The 14,239-nt window shown below is 66.0% G+C and carries 15 protein-coding genes; 9 read left to right on the top strand and 6 right to left on the bottom strand.

Features of this window, described 5'->3' with window-relative positions; all coding sequences use genetic code 11:
• Positions 1-8: 8 nt before the first annotated feature.
• The 4 genes from galT to modE all read right to left on the bottom strand — a co-directional run bounded on the left by galT (position 9) and on the right by modE (position 4,023).
• Positions 9-1,052: a galactose-1-phosphate uridylyltransferase gene (galT, locus tag BRD58_RS13365; RefSeq protein ID WP_069579097.1), complete on the bottom strand. Its 1,044-nt coding sequence runs from the start codon at positions 1,050-1,052 to the stop codon at positions 9-11.
• An 11-nt stretch (positions 1,053-1,063) separates the two neighbouring features.
• Positions 1,064-2,080, bottom strand: a complete 1,017-nt coding sequence (gene galE / locus BRD58_RS13360) for a UDP-glucose 4-epimerase GalE (RefSeq protein WP_012849391.1) — start codon at positions 2,078-2,080, stop codon at positions 1,064-1,066.
• A 218-nt stretch (positions 2,081-2,298) separates the two neighbouring features.
• Positions 2,299-3,108, bottom strand: coding sequence for a CPBP family intramembrane glutamic endopeptidase (locus BRD58_RS13355; protein ID WP_069579095.1), 810 nt, complete (start codon positions 3,106-3,108; stop codon positions 2,299-2,301).
• 123 nt (positions 3,109-3,231) lie between these two features.
• Entirely contained in the window at positions 3,232-4,023 is a 792-nt protein-coding gene (modE, locus tag BRD58_RS13350; RefSeq protein ID WP_012849389.1) for a molybdenum-dependent transcriptional regulator, read from the bottom strand.
• Between the two features lie 206 nt (positions 4,024-4,229).
• On the opposite strand from modE, the gene BRD58_RS13345 reads away from it, so the two are divergent.
• The 5 genes from BRD58_RS13345 (at position 4,230) to modC (ending at position 7,952) form a co-directional block, all read left to right on the top strand.
• The gene (locus tag BRD58_RS13345) at positions 4,230-4,373 is read left to right on the top strand and encodes an AcrZ family multidrug efflux pump-associated protein (protein WP_012849388.1); all 144 of its coding nucleotides are present in this window, start codon (positions 4,230-4,232) and stop codon (positions 4,371-4,373) included.
• A 123-nt stretch (positions 4,374-4,496) separates the two neighbouring features.
• On the top strand, positions 4,497-5,273 hold the full coding sequence (locus BRD58_RS13340; RefSeq protein WP_069579092.1) for a YdcF family protein: 777 nt from the start codon (positions 4,497-4,499) through the stop codon (positions 5,271-5,273).
• 149 nt (positions 5,274-5,422) lie between these two features.
• Positions 5,423-6,190, top strand: coding sequence for a molybdate ABC transporter substrate-binding protein (gene modA, locus BRD58_RS13335; protein ID WP_069579090.1), 768 nt, complete (start codon positions 5,423-5,425; stop codon positions 6,188-6,190).
• Between the two features lie 9 nt (positions 6,191-6,199).
• Entirely contained in the window at positions 6,200-6,892 is a 693-nt protein-coding gene (gene modB / locus BRD58_RS13330) for a molybdate ABC transporter permease subunit (protein WP_012849385.1), read from the top strand.
• Position 6,893: 1 nt separating this feature from the next.
• Positions 6,894-7,952, top strand: coding sequence for a molybdenum ABC transporter ATP-binding protein ModC (gene modC / locus BRD58_RS13325; RefSeq protein ID WP_073383379.1), 1,059 nt, complete (start codon positions 6,894-6,896; stop codon positions 7,950-7,952).
• Between the two features lie 42 nt (positions 7,953-7,994).
• Here modC and BRD58_RS13320 read toward each other — a convergent pair whose 3' ends face one another.
• The gene (locus tag BRD58_RS13320) at positions 7,995-8,816 is read right to left on the bottom strand and encodes a pyridoxal phosphatase (RefSeq protein WP_012849383.1); all 822 of its coding nucleotides are present in this window, start codon (positions 8,814-8,816) and stop codon (positions 7,995-7,997) included.
• Between the two features lie 91 nt (positions 8,817-8,907).
• A complete protein-coding gene (gene bioA / locus BRD58_RS13315; RefSeq protein WP_015462064.1) occupies positions 8,908-10,200 on the bottom strand; it encodes an adenosylmethionine--8-amino-7-oxononanoate transaminase in 1,293 nt (430 codons plus the stop codon).
• A gap of 210 nt (positions 10,201-10,410) precedes the next feature.
• Here bioA and bioB point away from each other — a divergent pair, with 210 nt between their 5' ends.
• From bioB to bioD, 4 genes are read left to right on the top strand one after another with little or no spacing between them, the layout of a single operon-like run.
• Positions 10,411-11,448, top strand: coding sequence for a biotin synthase BioB (gene bioB / locus BRD58_RS13310; protein ID WP_181365863.1), 1,038 nt, complete (start codon positions 10,411-10,413; stop codon positions 11,446-11,448).
• Positions 11,449-11,450: 2 nt separating this feature from the next.
• Positions 11,451-12,602: an 8-amino-7-oxononanoate synthase gene (bioF, locus tag BRD58_RS13305; protein WP_073383940.1), complete on the top strand. Its 1,152-nt coding sequence runs from the start codon at positions 11,451-11,453 to the stop codon at positions 12,600-12,602.
• Positions 12,586-13,353 (top strand): malonyl-ACP O-methyltransferase BioC, encoded by a 768-nt coding sequence (bioC, locus tag BRD58_RS13300; RefSeq protein WP_012849378.1) that lies wholly within the window; start codon positions 12,586-12,588, stop codon positions 13,351-13,353. Before bioF ends, bioC begins: the two co-directional genes overlap by 17 nt.
• Positions 13,346-14,035 (top strand): dethiobiotin synthase, encoded by a 690-nt coding sequence (gene bioD / locus BRD58_RS13295; RefSeq protein ID WP_073383375.1) that lies wholly within the window; start codon positions 13,346-13,348, stop codon positions 14,033-14,035. The genes bioC and bioD overlap by 8 nt, the downstream gene beginning before the upstream one ends.
• The last annotated feature ends 204 nt before the right edge of the window (positions 14,036-14,239 follow it).

Genomic DNA, 14,239 nt, shown 5'->3' with positions numbered 1-14,239 from the left:
TCTCGGGATCAGGCTTGGCTAAAGTGGACGTCGCTGACGGCGCGCAGGCGTTCGGCCGCCTGCTCCGGCGTCAGATCGCGCTGGGTTTCCGCCAGCATTTCATATCCCACCATAAACTTGCGCACCGTGGCGGAGCGCAGCAGGGGGGGGTAAAAGTGGGCGTGTAGCTGCCAGTGGTCGGCCTCATCCTGGCCGAACGGTGCGCCGTGCCACCCCATGGAGTAGGGAAACGGGCAGTGGAACAGGTTGTCGTAGCGGCTGGTCAGCTTTTTCAGCGCCAGCGCCAGATCGCTACGCTGCGCCGCATCGACATCGGGCAGGCGCAGCAGGTGCTGCTTGGGCAGCAGCAGGGTTTCGAACGGCCAGGCGGCCCAGTAGGGCACCACCGCCAGCCAGTGGCGCGTTTCCACCACGGTGCGGCTGCCGTCATCCCGCTCGCGCTGCAGATAGTCGAGCAGCAGCGGACGGCGATGGCGGGCAAAGTAGTCGCGCTGCAGCCGATCTTCGCGCGCCGCCTCGTTGGGCAGGAAGCTGTTGGCCCAGATCTGGCCGTGCGGATGGGGGTTCGAACAGCCCATGGCCGCGCCTTTATTCTCAAAGACCTGCACCCAGGGATAGCGGCTGCCCAGCTCGGCGCTCTGCTGCTGCCAGGTCTCGATCACCGCCTCCAGCGCCGGCAGCGTCAGCTGCGGCAGGGTCTTACTGTGGTCGGGCGAGAAGCAGATCACCCGGCTGGTGCCGCGTGCGCTGGCGCTGCGCATCAGGACGTCATCGCTGTGCGGCGCATCGGGGGTGTCGGGCATCAGCGCGGCGAAGTCGTTGGTAAACACATGGGTCGCGCGGTAGTCCGGGTTGCGATCGCCGGTCACGCGCAGGTTACCCGGGCACAGGTAGCAGTCGGGATCGTGCGCCGGCAGCGCCGCCGCGGCCGGCGTCTCCTGCGCTCCCTGCCAGGGGCGCTTGGCGCGGTGCGGTGATACCAGCACCCACTGATCGCTGAGGGGGTTGTAGCGGCGGTGCGGGTGATCCGCCGGATTAAAGGGAATGCTCATCGCCACGCTCCTTACTGTGGGTAACCGGTGGGGTTCTGTGATTGCCAGCGCCAGGTGTCTTCGGCCATCGCCTGCAGGGTGTGGCTGACTCGCCAGTTCAGCTCGCGCTCGGCCTTGGCGGCGTCGGCCCAGTAGGCGGGCAGATCGCCCTCTCGGCGCGGGGCAAAACGGTAGGGCAGCGCCTTACCGCAGGCGCGGCTAAAGGCGTCCACCACCTGCAGAACGCTGTAGCCGACGCCGGCGCCGAGGTTGTAGATATGAACGCCGGGCCGCTGGGTCTTGGCCTGCAGCGCCGCCAGGTGGCCATCGGCCAGATCCATCACGTGGATGTAATCGCGTACGCCGGTGCCGTCGGGCGTCGGGTAGTCGCTGCCGAAAATGGCCAAGGCGTCGCGGCGGCCGATGGCTACCTGGGCGATATAGGGCATCAGGTTGTTGGGGATCCCCTGCGGATCTTCGCCCATCAGGCCAGAGGGGTGGGCGCCGACCGGATTGAAGTAGCGCAGCAGGGTGACGCTCCACTGCGGCGCCGCGCGCTGCAGATCCTGCAGGATTTGCTCCACCATCAGCTTGCTGCGGCCATAGGGGCTGGCGGGCATGCCGGTGGGCATGGTCTCGACATAGGGGACCTGGGGCTGTTCGCCGTAGACGGTGGCAGAGGAGCTGAAGATGATGTTATGCACCCCGGCATCGCTCATGGCCTCCAGCAGGATCAGCGTACCGCCGACGTTATTGTCGTAGTAGGCCAGCGGCTGCTGCACCGATTCGCCGACGGCCTTCAGGCCGGCAAAGTGGATCACGGCGTCGATGGCCTGTTCGGCAAAGATGCGCTTGAGCAGCGCCCGATCGCGAATATCCCCCTGGTACAGCCGCGGACGCGTGCCGGTCAGGGTGGCGATGCGATCCAGCACGCTGGCCTTGCTGTTGCACAGATTATCGAGGATGACCGGCGTATGGCCCGCCTGCAGCAGTTGGACGCAGGTATGGCTGCCAATGTAACCGCTTCCCCCGGTGACTAATACAATCATGTTGGACTCCCAATGCGATGCTAATGGCAGAAAGGTAGCATGCGCGGGGGCTCAAAAAGGTGATCTGTGCGGTAAAAATGGAATCGTTTACACTAAGGGCGTAAACGCCACTCTCCAATGAGAATGGCGCCTTGCTAGCATTGAGCCCTGATAGGATGCGATGGTGAAATGCGGTTTGTGGTATCGCTTACACTGGCATCGACGCTGCGCTCGACGGCTTAAGGCCGATAGAGCGGGTAGGTAAAGAACAGCAGGTGCAGCATATTCAGGCCGAAGTGGAACAGGGTGGCCACCCACAGGCGCCCGCTCCATTGCCAGGCCAGCCCGTAAATGATCCCGGCGAGGGTGGCGAAGATGGCCAGCAGCAGGCCACCGCCCAGGTGGGACAGCCCAAATAGAACGGCGCAGATAGGCAGCGCAATCCATGGCCCCAGCCAGACGCTCAGGCGCTGTTGCAAGTAGCCGCGAAACAGCGCCTCTTCCGCCAGGGAGACAAACAGCAGATTGATAATGGCGAAGAGCGGCGTCCAGACGGGCCAGTGCGGTTCAATACGCAGGCCGCCCAGCGCGACGGCCAGCAGCAGCAGGGCCGGTACGCTGAGCAGCAGGACTCCCCAGCGCCACGGCGCTGCGGGGGGCACGCCGGGGCGGCGCAGCAGCGTGGGATAGAGCGCCAGCAGCAGCAGCGGCACCAGCGCTTTATCCAGATTGGCATACAGGGTAAAAGGGGCGCTGTGCGGCCCGGCGCTTACCCGATCCAGTAACAGCGGATTGTGAAAGCCGGGAAAATCGTGTTTGTAGAGGGCGATAATGCCAAGGAGAAGCGCGATCTCACTGATGCCCCGCCAGCGCGGAGAGAAACGCTGACGTAGCGATAGCAGCAGCGCCATGAGCGCCAGCGTGGCGACGGCCGGCAGCGTGATGAATCCCTGCTGCGCAAGGAGCAGGACAGCGCATCCGGCCAGCAGAAAGGCGACGCGCGGCGCCAGCGCCAGCAGCGCCGGCGGCAGTAACATGATCCACCACATAAGAATAAGACTCCCTCAGGTATTGTTAACAAATGTCGTCATTTGTTTTCTATCATGTTAACGCAGCGGGGTAAACCGCCGTTAAACGGCGGACAGGGCCGGCCGGGAGAGGGGCCCGGCGCTTTACGCGAGGGTGGCGATAATGACCCGATCGGCGTTAAACAGGGCGTTGACCGGCATACCGACGCTCAGGTGCAGCTGGCTCATGGTGCGGTTATCGACGGTGGCGCACAGGGTTTCACCGCCGGGCAGCGCGATCAGCACCTCGCTGTTGTCGCTGCCGGCCTGAATATGGCTGACCTGGCCGCTCAGCGCATTGTCGGCGGCGCCGCACAGGGCGTTATCGGTGCACAGGCGGATCCAGGGCGCTTTGATCAGCACCAGCACCTCTTTACCCGGACGCAGCGCCAGACGACGGGCGCTCTGGGCGGTTACGGCGGCGCGCAGACGGGTCTTCCCGTCCGCCAGCTGTACCAGCAGATGCTGCTGGACCGACTCCTCGCCGCGCTCGATGACGGTGCCGAAAAACTGGTTGCGGGCGCTGGTCTGCAGGGAGAAGCGGGCGATCGCCGCCAGCAGACTGTCGAGGGGCAGATCGTCGGTTTTCAGCACGTCGAAGGCCTTCTGCTGGATTTGCCCCAGCAGATCGTACAGCGCAATCAGGCGCTCGCCGTAGCGGGTCAGCCGGGCACCGCCGCCCCCTTTGCCGCCGGTGGCACGCTCGACGATCTCGTCGTCCGCCAGCTGGTTCATTTCGTTGATGGCATCCCAGGCGCTTTTATAGCTGATCCCGGCCAGCTTGGCTCCCTGACTGATGGAGCCGGTATGGCGCACCTGCTTGAGCAGCTCGATGCGGCGCGGATCGGCAAACAGACGATCCTGTAGTTTAAGGGTGAGTAAAATATCGGCTTGCATGGCGGCTCCTCGCATTGACGCTCCCTCTATTGTGGCCGATCCGGCGCCCGTCAGGCAAACCGCGCGTATCGCACGGATTGAACAATGCCAAACGCCATCGGCTGGGTTACACTGTAGAGCAGGATACTGCCTTTTTTGCGCCGCTCGCGGCGAAGTCAACGGTAGGGTTAGCGCACTGCGCATATCAACGGAGAGTTAAGTCAGCCATGTTTGAACTGCTGAAGAGTCTGGTTGTCGCCGCCATCATGGTACCCGTGGTGATGGCGATTATTATGGGCCTTATCTGGGGAATGGGGGAACTGTGTAACCTGATCTCCGCCTGGGGCCACCCGGAAGAGAAAGAGTCCTGATCTTCGCTGCGCGACGTACCCCTGCGGGGTGCCTATCGCGCCGCTGTTATTCCGACATCGCCCGGTTTTACCGGGCGATGTGCTGTCTGGCGCTGCCACTTTCCACCCGCCGCGGAGGCTGCCGTGTTTTCCGATGACCAACTGCATGATATCAACCTGATCGCCCGTTTTTTGGCCTGCGATGCGTTCGCCGGAGAGCGGCCCGCCGTCGGCAGCGCCGATCTGCTGGTGCTGCTGGGTAACGCCCTGCTGCCGACCGCCTGGCGCAGCTTTGACGCCGTACGCGCCGGCGTGGCGCCGCGGCTGCTGATCGCCGGCGGGATTGGCCACTCCACCCCGCTGCTGTACCAGGCGCTGGCCGATGCGCCGGCGGCCCGCGGGCTGGCGACGGCGGGGCAGGCCGAAGCCCCGCTGCTGGCGGCGTTGGCCCTCCGTCAGGGGCTGCTGACGCCGTCGCAGATCTGGCTGGAGAGCGCGTCGACCAACTGCGGAGAGAACGCGCGCTTTGCCCGGGCGCTGCTGCAGGAGAAGGGGGCAACGCCGTCGCGCCTGCTGTTGGTTCAGGACCCCCTGATGCAGCGCCGCACGCTGGCTACCTTTCAGCGGGTCTGGCAGGACTGCCCCACGGTGCAGTTTGCCAGCTGGCCGACCTTTGTGCCCCGCCTGGAGCGCGGCGCGGACGGGGTGACGATCGCGGGAGCCCCCGCTCCCCTGTGGACGCTGGATCGCTTTATGTCGCTGCTGCTGGGGGAGATCCCGCGCCTGCGCGACGATGCGCGGGGCTACGGGCCGCGCGGGCGCGATTTTATCGCCCACGTCGCCATTCCCGACGCGGTGGAGGCGGCCTTTACACGGGTGGCGGCGTCGCTGGGTGAGCGCTATGGCTTTCGTCCGGCCTAAGTGCGCCGCCGGGCGAGGGATATCTCTGCCTCGCCCGGGCGCCTAAATGCTAACGGCGTCATATTTAGCGCTTTTTTCAGTGTCCTTGCCTGCGCTTACGCCATATAATCGATTATACAACGATATAACCGAATGAGCGGGGAGATGTGATGAAAGCGTGGAATAGATTACTGGCGGGGGCCGTACTGGCCGTCGGCGTCTGCCAGGGCGCCCAGGCCGAAGACAAGGTGACGGTCTTTGCCGCCGCCTCCCTGACCAACGCGCTGCAGGAGATTGCGGCGCAGTATCAGCAGGGCAAGCAGGTGAGCATCGTCACCTCGTTCGCCTCTTCCTCGACGCTGGCGCGTCAGATCGATCAGGGGGCGCCAGCCGATCTGTTCATCTCCGCCGATCAGAAGTGGATGGACTACGCCATCGACAAACACGCCGTGGTGGCCGATACCCGCTATACCCTGCTGGGGAATCAGCTGGTGCTGGTGGCGCCGGCTGACAGTAAGCTGGGTCAAATGACCATTAATGCGCAGACTCACTGGAAAAAACTGCTGGACGGCGGCCGTCTGGCGGTGGGCGATCCGGACCACGTGCCGGCGGGGATCTATGCCAAGGCGTCGCTGCAGGCGCTGGGAGCCTGGGAGACGCTATCGCCGCTGATGGCGCGGGCCAACGACGTGCGTGCGGCGCTGGCGCTGGTTGAGCGCGGCGAGGCGCCGCTGGGGATCGTGTATGGCTCCGACGCGGTGGCCAGCAAAAAGGTGAAGGTGGTTGGGGTCTTCCCGGCGGACAGCCATAAGCCGGTGGAGTACCCGATGGCGATCGTCAAGGGGAAACAGAGCCCGGCGGTCGACGCCTTCTACGATTATCTGAAGGGGCCGCAGGCGGCCACGATCTTTACCCGCTACGGCTTCACCCCGCGTTAATCCGTGAGTATGTTTCTCAGTCCCTACGAATGGGAGGCCGTGGTGCTCAGCCTGCAGGTGGCGGGCACCGCGGTGATCTTCAGTCTGCCGCTGGGCATTGCTACCGCCTGGGTGCTGGTGCGCTACCGGTTCCCCGGTAAGTCGCTGTTGGACAGCGTGATCCACCTGCCGCTGGTGCTGCCGCCGGTGGTCATCGGCTACCTGCTGCTGCTGGCGATGGGGCGCAAGGGGGTCATCGGCGCCTGGCTGTACAGCTGGTTCGGCTTCAGCTTCAGCTTCAGCTGGCACGGCGCCGCCCTGGCGTCGGCGGTGGTGGCCTTTCCGCTGATGGTGCGCGCCATCCGTCTGGCGCTGGCCTCGGTGGATCGGCGCCTGGAGCAGGCGGCGCGCACGCTGGGCGCTAGCCCGCTGCGGGTCTTTTTTACCATCACGCTGCCCCTGTCGTTTCCCGGCATTCTGGCCGGGACGGTGCTGGCCTTCGCCCGCTCGCTGGGCGAATTTGGCGCCACCATTACCTTCGTATCCAACATTCCCGGTGAAACGCGCACCATCCCGCTGGCGATGTATACCCTGATCGAGACGCCGGGCGCCGAATCGGAGGCGGCTCGGCTGTGCGCGATCGCCATCGCGCTGTCGCTGCTGTCGCTGATGCTCTCCGAGTGGCTGGCGCGCTGGAGTCAGAAACGGCTGGGGGGTGCCTGAGATGCTGCATATTGAGCTTCGCCAGCGCCTGGGCGATCTGGATCTGCGGGTCGATGCCGATCTGCCGGGCGAGGGGATCACCGCCATCTTCGGCCTGTCCGGGGCGGGCAAGACCTCGCTGATTAACGCCATCGGCGGACTGACGCGCCCGCAGCAGGGGCGCATCGTGCTCAACGGGCGTACGCTGGTGGACTGCGAGCGCGGGATCTGCCTGCCGCCGGAGCAGCGGCGCATCGGCTATGTGTTCCAGGATGCGCGCCTGTTTCCCCACTACCGGGTGCGCGGCAACCTGACCTATGGCATGGCGGCGCAGATGCGTGGGCAGTTCGACGATATTGTCGGCCTGCTGGGCATCGACGCGCTGCTGGATCGCTTCCCGCGCACCCTCTCCGGCGGCGAGATGCAGCGGGTGGCCATTGGTCGCGCCCTGCTGACTGCGCCGGAGCTGCTGCTGATGGATGAGCCGCTGGCCTCCCTGGATCTGCCGCGTAAGCGTGAGCTGCTGCCCTATCTGGAGCGTCTGGCGCGCGATGTGCGCACGCCCATCCTGTACGTCAGCCACAGCATGGAGGAGATCCTGCGTTTGGCGCAGTACGTGCTGCTGCTGGATCGCGGGCAGATGCGCGCCTTTGGCCGTCTAGAGGAGGTCTGGGCCAGCAGCGCCCTGCGCCCCTGGCTGCAAAAGGAGGAGCCGAGCAGCGTGCTCAACGTGCGCCTCGATCGCCACCATCCGCACTATGCGATGAGCGCCCTGGCGCTGGGCGCACAGTGCCTGTGGGTGAGCCGTCAGGCGGGCGAGCCGGGCGATCGGCTGCGGCTGCGCATCAACGCGGCGGACGTCTCGCTGGTGCGGGAGGTGCCGCGCGCCAGCAGCATCCGCAATATTCTGGCGGTCAGCGTGGTCGAGCTGCTGGAGGTGGAGGGGCAGGTGGACGTGAAGCTGGCGCTGGAGGGGGAGACCCTGTGGGCGCGGATCACCCCCTGGGCGCGCGACGATCTGGGGCTGGCGCCGGGCCAGCGGCTGTACGTCCAGATTAAGAGCGTGTCCATCAACCAATAGGTCCGCCTGCGGCGTCACGGCGAGCGCCGTGACGCCCGATGATTACGACAGCACGCGGCGGCGCAGGAAGTCGGCGATGGCCGGGGTCTCATTGCTGCCGATGATCTCCGCGGCGCGCGCCTTGACGGCGTCGGCGCTGTTGCCCATGGCCACGCCGAGGCCGGCAGACTCCAGCATACTGATATCATTAAAGTTATCGCCAAAGGCGACCACCTGATCCATCGCGATGCCGCGCGCGGCGGCGTACTCGGCCAGGCGGCGTCCCTTGCTGTTTCCCGCCTGCGCCACATCCACCTGATCGTGCCATGACCATTCGCAGGCCAGCCCCAGATCGCGCTCGATGCCGGCGGCAAAGTCGCGCAGGCGCTCGGTGTCCTCGTCTGAGGTCGCGAACTTCCAGATAGCGTCGACCTGCTCGGCGGCAGCGTGCAGGCTATCGACCTGCTGCAGCACCGGGCGCTGATCCGCCGGCAGAGACTCCGCCCAGGCGTGAGAGCGCAGTACGTGGCCGGTCGGCCGCTGGTAGAGCATCGCGTTATCCACATACATCAGTCCATGGATCTGCTGCTGCTCCAGGCGCGCCAGCACCGCCCGCGCCTGCTCGGGGCGCAGTGGATCGGCGGCCAGTACGCGCCGAGCGGGATAGTCGTACAGGTAGGTGCCGTTGCAGCAGATGGCCGGCGTATCCAGCTGCAGGGCCTGATAAAACGGATGGATGGCGACGTGGTGACGGCCGGTGACGATCATCACCTCCAGCCCGGCGGCGCGCGCCTCGGCCAGCGCGGCCAGGGATTCCGGCAGGATCTGTTTGCGCGCGTTGAGCAGGGTGCCGTCCAGATCGAGGGCAATCAAGCGATAGTGCATTGGCGATACCTTAAATCAATGGATTCTGCGCCAAATGTTACACCGGATGGCCGACGGACGACAGCCGTTATCCTGCGCTGGTCGGCCCTTCTCAGGCCGTCAGGAAGTGGTCGGGGTGGTCCAGCGCCGCCGCCAGTGCGGTACACAGCTGGCTCAGCTGCGCCGTTGCGATCGGGTAGGGCGGCATCAGGTAGATCAGGTGACCGAAGGGACGGATCCACACCCCCTGCTCGACAAAGAAAGCCTGCAGGGCGGCCATATTGACCGGCTGATGGGTCTCCAGCACCCCGATGGCGCCGAGCACCCGGGCCTGACGTACCCGCGGGTGGTCGCTGAGCGGCAGCAGGGCGGCGCGCAGCTGAGCCGCGATGGCGGCGACCTGGCTACGCCAGTGCCCCTGCGCGATCAGCTCCAGGCTGGCCACCGCCGCGGCGCAGGCCAGCGGGTTGCCCATAAAGGTCGGCCCGTGCATAAAGCAGCCCGCCTCGCCGTTGCTGATGGTGTCGGCCACGCTGCGGGTGGTCAGGGTGGCGGAGAGCGTCATGTAGCCGCCGGTCAGCGCCTTGCCCAGGCACAGAATATCCGGGGTCACCTCGGCGTGGTCGCAGGCAAACAGCGCCCCGCTGCGGCCAAAGCCGGTGGCGATCTCATCGGCGATCAGCAGCACGCCGTGGCGGCTGCAGGCCTGCCGCACCCGCTGCAGATAGCGTGGATGATAGAAGCGCATGCCGCCGGCGCCCTGCACGATGGGCTCCAGGATCACGGCGGCAATCTCGCGATGATGGGCCGCCAGCAGGCGGGCGAAGGGGACAAAGTCTGCCTCATCCCAGTCATCGTCAAAAGCACACTGCGGCGCCGGGGCAAACAGGTGCTGCGGCAGGCAGCCGCGGTACAGGCTGTGCATCGAGGTATCCGGATCGCATACCGACATGGCGCCAAAGGTGTCGCCGTGGTAGCCCTGACGCAGGGTGAGAAAGCGCTGGCGCGGTTCGCCGCGCGCCTGCCAGTACTGCAGCGCCATCTTCAGCGCCACCTCGACGGCAACGGAGCCGGAGTCGGCCAGAAACACGCACTCCAGCGCCTGAGGGGTCATCTCGACCAGCTTTCGGCACAGGGCGACCGCCGTGGGATGGGTGACGCCGCCGAACATGACGTGGGCCATCTGCGCCATCTGACGCGCGATGGCCTGATTCAGATGGGGGTGGTTATAGCCGTGAATGGCGGCCCACCAGGAGGACATGCCGTCCACCAGACGTCGGCCATCCGCCAGCTGCAGCTCGCAGCCGGACGCCGCCGTGACCGGGTACACCGGCAGAGGTTGGCTCATCGAAGTATAGGGGTGCCAGATATGGCGGCGGTCAAAGTCGAGGTCGCTGGCGTTCATGGCGCTCGTTAGGTAAACCCTGTTGTGTTTTTTGAGTTTACAGTTTAGCGCGTTAACGCCGCTGCGTCATGCTCCATGCCGATATGTGGAGATTTGTTGGTTTCAATCTGTAAACCATTACACATATAACTTGGTTGACATGGTGTTTCTCCGTTCTACACTGAGCCCACTTTTACCGATCTGAACAAGGGAGATGCCACCGTGGCAGAGATACCGCATTCCGGGCGCTGGACGCAGGCGCAGGCGCAGGCGCTGTTTGAACAACCGCTGCTGGAGCTGATGTTTCAGGCGCAGCAGGTTCACCGTCAACACTTCGATCCGCGTCAGGTGCAGGTGAGCACCCTGCTGTCGATTAAGACCGGCGCCTGCCCAGAGGACTGTAAATACTGTCCGCAGAGCGCCCGCTATAAAACGGGGCTGGCGGCGGAGCGGCTGATGGAGGTGGAGCAGGTGCTGGACTCCGCGCGTCGGGCGCGCGCCGCCGGCTCCACCCGTTTCTGCATGGGGGCGGCGTGGAAAAATCCCCACGAGCGCGATATGCCCTACCTGGAGCAGATGGTGCGCGGGGTCAAGGCGCTGGGCATGGAGACCTGCATGACCCTGGGGGCGCTGAACGCCGAGCAGGCCCAGCGTCTGGCGCAGGCGGGATTGGACTACTACAACCACAATCTGGACACCTCACCAGCCTATTACGCCAATATCATCACCACCCGCCGCTATCAGGATCGTCTGGATACCCTGGCGCGGGTGCGGGAGGCGGGGATCAAGGTCTGCTCCGGCGGGATTGTCGGGCTGGGTGAGGCAGTAGGCGATCGGGCGGCCCTGCTGGTGGAGCTGGCCAATCTGCCGACGCCGCCGGAAAGCGTGCCGATCAACATGCTGGTGAAGGTGGCGGGCACGCCGCTGGCGGAAGCCCCGGACGTTGATCCCTTCGACTTTATCCGCACCATCGCGGCGGCGCGCATCATGATGCCCACGGCCTATGTCCGCCTCTCCGCCGGGCGCGAGCAGATGAACGAGCAGACCCAGGCGATGTGCTTTATGGCCGGGGCCAACGCCATCTTTTACGGCTGTCGTCTGCTGACGACGCCGAATCCCGCAGAGGATCGCGATCTGCAGCTGTTCCGCAAGCTGGGGCTGAACCCCCAGCAAACGCAGGTGGCCTATGGCGATAACCAGCAGCAGCAGCAGCTGGCGGAGCAGGTGCTGCACGCGGATGGCGACCTGTTTTATAACGCGGCGCGCTGATGATGGGCTGGTCTACGCGGTTTACCCAGGCGCTGGCGGCGCGGCGCGCCGCCGATGCCTATCGCTGCCGAACGGTGCGCGAGGCGCCCGGCGGGCGAGAGATCGTCGTTGAGGGACGGCGCTATATTAATTTTTCATCCAATGATTACCTGGGGCTCAGCCAGCATCCGGCGCCGATCGCCGCCTGGCAGCAGGGGTTGGCGCGCTACGGCTCCGGCTCCGGCGGTTCGGCGCACGTGACCGGGCAAACCACGGCCCACGCGGCGCTGGAGCATGCGCTGGCGGAGTGGCTCGGCTACCCGCGCGCGCTGCTGTTTATCTCCGGCTTCGCCGCCAATCAGGCGCTGATCCTGGCGTTGATGCAACGTCAGGATCGGGTGCTGGCGGATCGGCTGAGCCACGCCTCGCTGATGGAGGCTGCGATGCTGGCGCCATCGTCGCTGCGCCGCTTTCCGCATAATCAGCCCGACGGGCTGGCGGCCCTGCTGGCGGCCCCCTGCGAGGGGGAGACGCTGGTGGTGACCGAAGGGGTCTTCAGCATGGACGGCGACAGCGCGCCGCTGAGCGCTCTGCGGGCGCAGTGCGATCGCCACGGCGCCTGGCTGATGGTCGACGACGCCCACGGCATCGGGGTCTGCGGGCGCGAGGGGCGCGGCAGCTGCGATGCGCAGGGGGTGCGCCCCGATCTGCTGATCGTCACCTTCGGCAAGGCCTTTGGCATCGGCGGCGCGGCGCTGCTGTGCGGCGAGGCGACGGCGGAATACCTGCTGCAGTTTGCCCGTCATCTGATCTACAGCACCAGCATGCCGCCGGCGCAGGCCTGTGCGCTGCAGGCGGCGCTGCAGGTGGTGCGCGCCGCCGATGCGCCGCGGGCGCGGTTGGCGCAGCATGTGGCGCGGCTGCGCCGGGCGCTGGCGGGCGGTGAGCTCGGCCTGGCGGCGTCCGACAGCGCCATTCAGCCGCTGATCGTCGGGGATAATCAGGCGGCGCTGACGCTGGCACAGCGCCTGCGCCAGCGTGGTCTGTGGGTCTGCGCCATGCGCCCCCCCACCGTGCCGCCCGGCAGCGCGCGCCTGCGCATCACCCTGAGCGCGGCGCATCAGCCGCAGGATCTCGACCGACTGCTGGAGGCGCTGAATGACGTTGCTCTGTGACGCCGTCGATAAGCCCGCCGTGGCCGACGCCTTTAGCCGCGCCGCGCACAGCTATGACGATGCGGCCGCGTTTCAGCGCCTGAGCGGCGAGCGGCTGCTGGCGTGTCTGCCCGCCGACGGCGGACGGGATGCCCTGGACGTGGGCTGTGGCACCGGCTACTTCAGCCGTCGCCTGACGGCGCTGACGTATCGGGTTACGGCGCTGGATCTGGCGCCGGGGATGCTGGCGCAGGCGCAGCGTCAGCGGAGCGCGCAGCACTATCTGCTGGCGGATATGGAGCGCCTGCCGCTGGCGACGGCGTCGATGGATCTCTGCTTCTGCAATCTGGCTATCCAGTGGTGCGCCTCGCTGCCGCAGGCGCTGGCCGAGCTGATGCGGGTGACCCGCCCCGGCGGGCGGGTGCTGTTCGCTACCCTGGCCGATGGCTCGCTGGGCGAGCTGGATCGCGCCTGGCGGCAGGTCGACGGGCGGCGGCACGTGAACCGGTTCCTCTCCGTCGCGCAGATCGCCGCGGCCTGTGCACCCTATCGCCACCGTCTGACGCCGAGCCTGGAGCGCTGTCATTTCCCCGATGTGCTGGCGCTGATGCGCTCTCTGAAGGGCATTGGCGCGACCCATCTTCACGACGGTCGGCAGGCGGGGCTGAGCGGGCGGCAGCGCCTGGCCCGGCTGGCGCAGGCCTATCCGCGCGACGCGCAGGGGGTGACGCTGAGTTATCAATTGGTCATAGGAGAACTGATCCGTGAATAGCGATGTACAGCGCTGGTTTGTGACCGGTACCGATACCGACGTGGGAAAAACCGTGGTCAGCGCCGCGCTGCTGCAGGCGGCGGCTCGCCGCGGGCTGCGCTGCGCGGGCTATAAACCGGTGGCCTCCGGCAGCACGCTGCGTGAGGGTCGACTGTATAACGACGATGCGCTGGCGCTGCAGGCAGCCTCCAGCCTGCCCCTGCGCTATGAGCAGGTGAATCCTTACGCCTTCGCCGAGCCGACTTCGCCGCACATTGTCAGCGCCGAGCAGGGGATCCCCATCGATCCGCGGCGCCTCAGCGCCGGGCTGCACGATCTGCAGCGTCAGGCGCAGTGGGTGGTGGTGGAGGGGGCCGGCGGCTGGCTCACCCCCCTGAGCCTGGCGTATAGTTTTGAGCGCTGGGTGGTCGCGGAGCAGCTGCCGGTGATCCTGGTCGTGGGGGTTAAGCTGGGCTGCATTAACCATGCCCTGCTGAGCGCGCGCGCCATCGTCGGCGCCGGCGTGAGGCTGGCGGGCTGGGTGGCGAATCAGATACAGGCGCCGGGGGCGCGCCACGCCGAATATTTGACGGCGCTCCATGCGCTGCTGCCGGCGCCCTGTTTGGGCGAGATCCCCTTTAGCCCCGGCGAGGAGAGCCGCGATCGGGCAGCCTACCTGGATCTGACCTGCCTTCTCCCGTGACGGCGTCGGCGGGGGGATCTCCCTCCTGTTATCACAATTACGGGTTATTTTTTGAATTAAAACTCGAAAAATCGCTTAATAATGCGGCCGCGCCGGCGCGGAAAAAAATTTTTGCCCCCGCCGCGGCGCCGCTGCCGGGCGGGGTGCGGCAACTTATCCACTATTCCTGTGGATAACCTTGTGCATTAGGCTTAGAAAACCGGG

The sequence above is a fragment of the Edwardsiella piscicida genome (assembly GCF_001896205.1).
GTDB classification, from domain to species: Bacteria; Pseudomonadota; Gammaproteobacteria; order Enterobacterales; family Enterobacteriaceae; genus Edwardsiella; species Edwardsiella piscicida.
Note: the sequence above shows the minus strand (reverse complement) of the source record. Positions and strands in the feature narration are given on the sequence as shown.

Excerpts from the sequence above, each read along its gene's own strand:
- galT (WP_069579097.1), bottom strand. The coding sequence starts at position 1,052 with ATGAGCATTCCCTTTAATCCGGCGGATCACCCGCACCGCCGCTACAAC.
- galE (WP_012849391.1), bottom strand. The coding sequence starts at position 2,080 with ATGATTGTATTAGTCACCGGGGGAAGCGGTTACATTGGCAGCCATACC.
- BRD58_RS13355 (WP_069579095.1), bottom strand. The coding sequence starts at position 3,108 with ATGTGGTGGATCATGTTACTGCCGCCGGCGCTGCTGGCGCTGGCGCCG.
- modE (WP_012849389.1), bottom strand. The coding sequence starts at position 4,023 with ATGCAAGCCGATATTTTACTCACCCTTAAACTACAGGATCGTCTGTTT.
- BRD58_RS13345 (WP_012849388.1), top strand. The coding sequence starts at position 4,230 with ATGTTTGAACTGCTGAAGAGTCTGGTTGTCGCCGCCATCATGGTACCC.
- modA (WP_069579090.1), top strand. The coding sequence starts at position 5,423 with ATGAAAGCGTGGAATAGATTACTGGCGGGGGCCGTACTGGCCGTCGGC.
- modB (WP_012849385.1), top strand. The coding sequence starts at position 6,200 with ATGTTTCTCAGTCCCTACGAATGGGAGGCCGTGGTGCTCAGCCTGCAG.
- modC (WP_073383379.1), top strand. The coding sequence starts at position 6,894 with ATGCTGCATATTGAGCTTCGCCAGCGCCTGGGCGATCTGGATCTGCGG.
- BRD58_RS13320 (WP_012849383.1), bottom strand. The coding sequence starts at position 8,816 with ATGCACTATCGCTTGATTGCCCTCGATCTGGACGGCACCCTGCTCAAC.
- bioA (WP_015462064.1), bottom strand. The coding sequence starts at position 10,200 with ATGAACGCCAGCGACCTCGACTTTGACCGCCGCCATATCTGGCACCCC.
- bioF (WP_073383940.1), top strand. The coding sequence starts at position 11,451 with ATGGGCTGGTCTACGCGGTTTACCCAGGCGCTGGCGGCGCGGCGCGCC.
- bioC (WP_012849378.1), top strand. The coding sequence starts at position 12,586 with ATGACGTTGCTCTGTGACGCCGTCGATAAGCCCGCCGTGGCCGACGCC.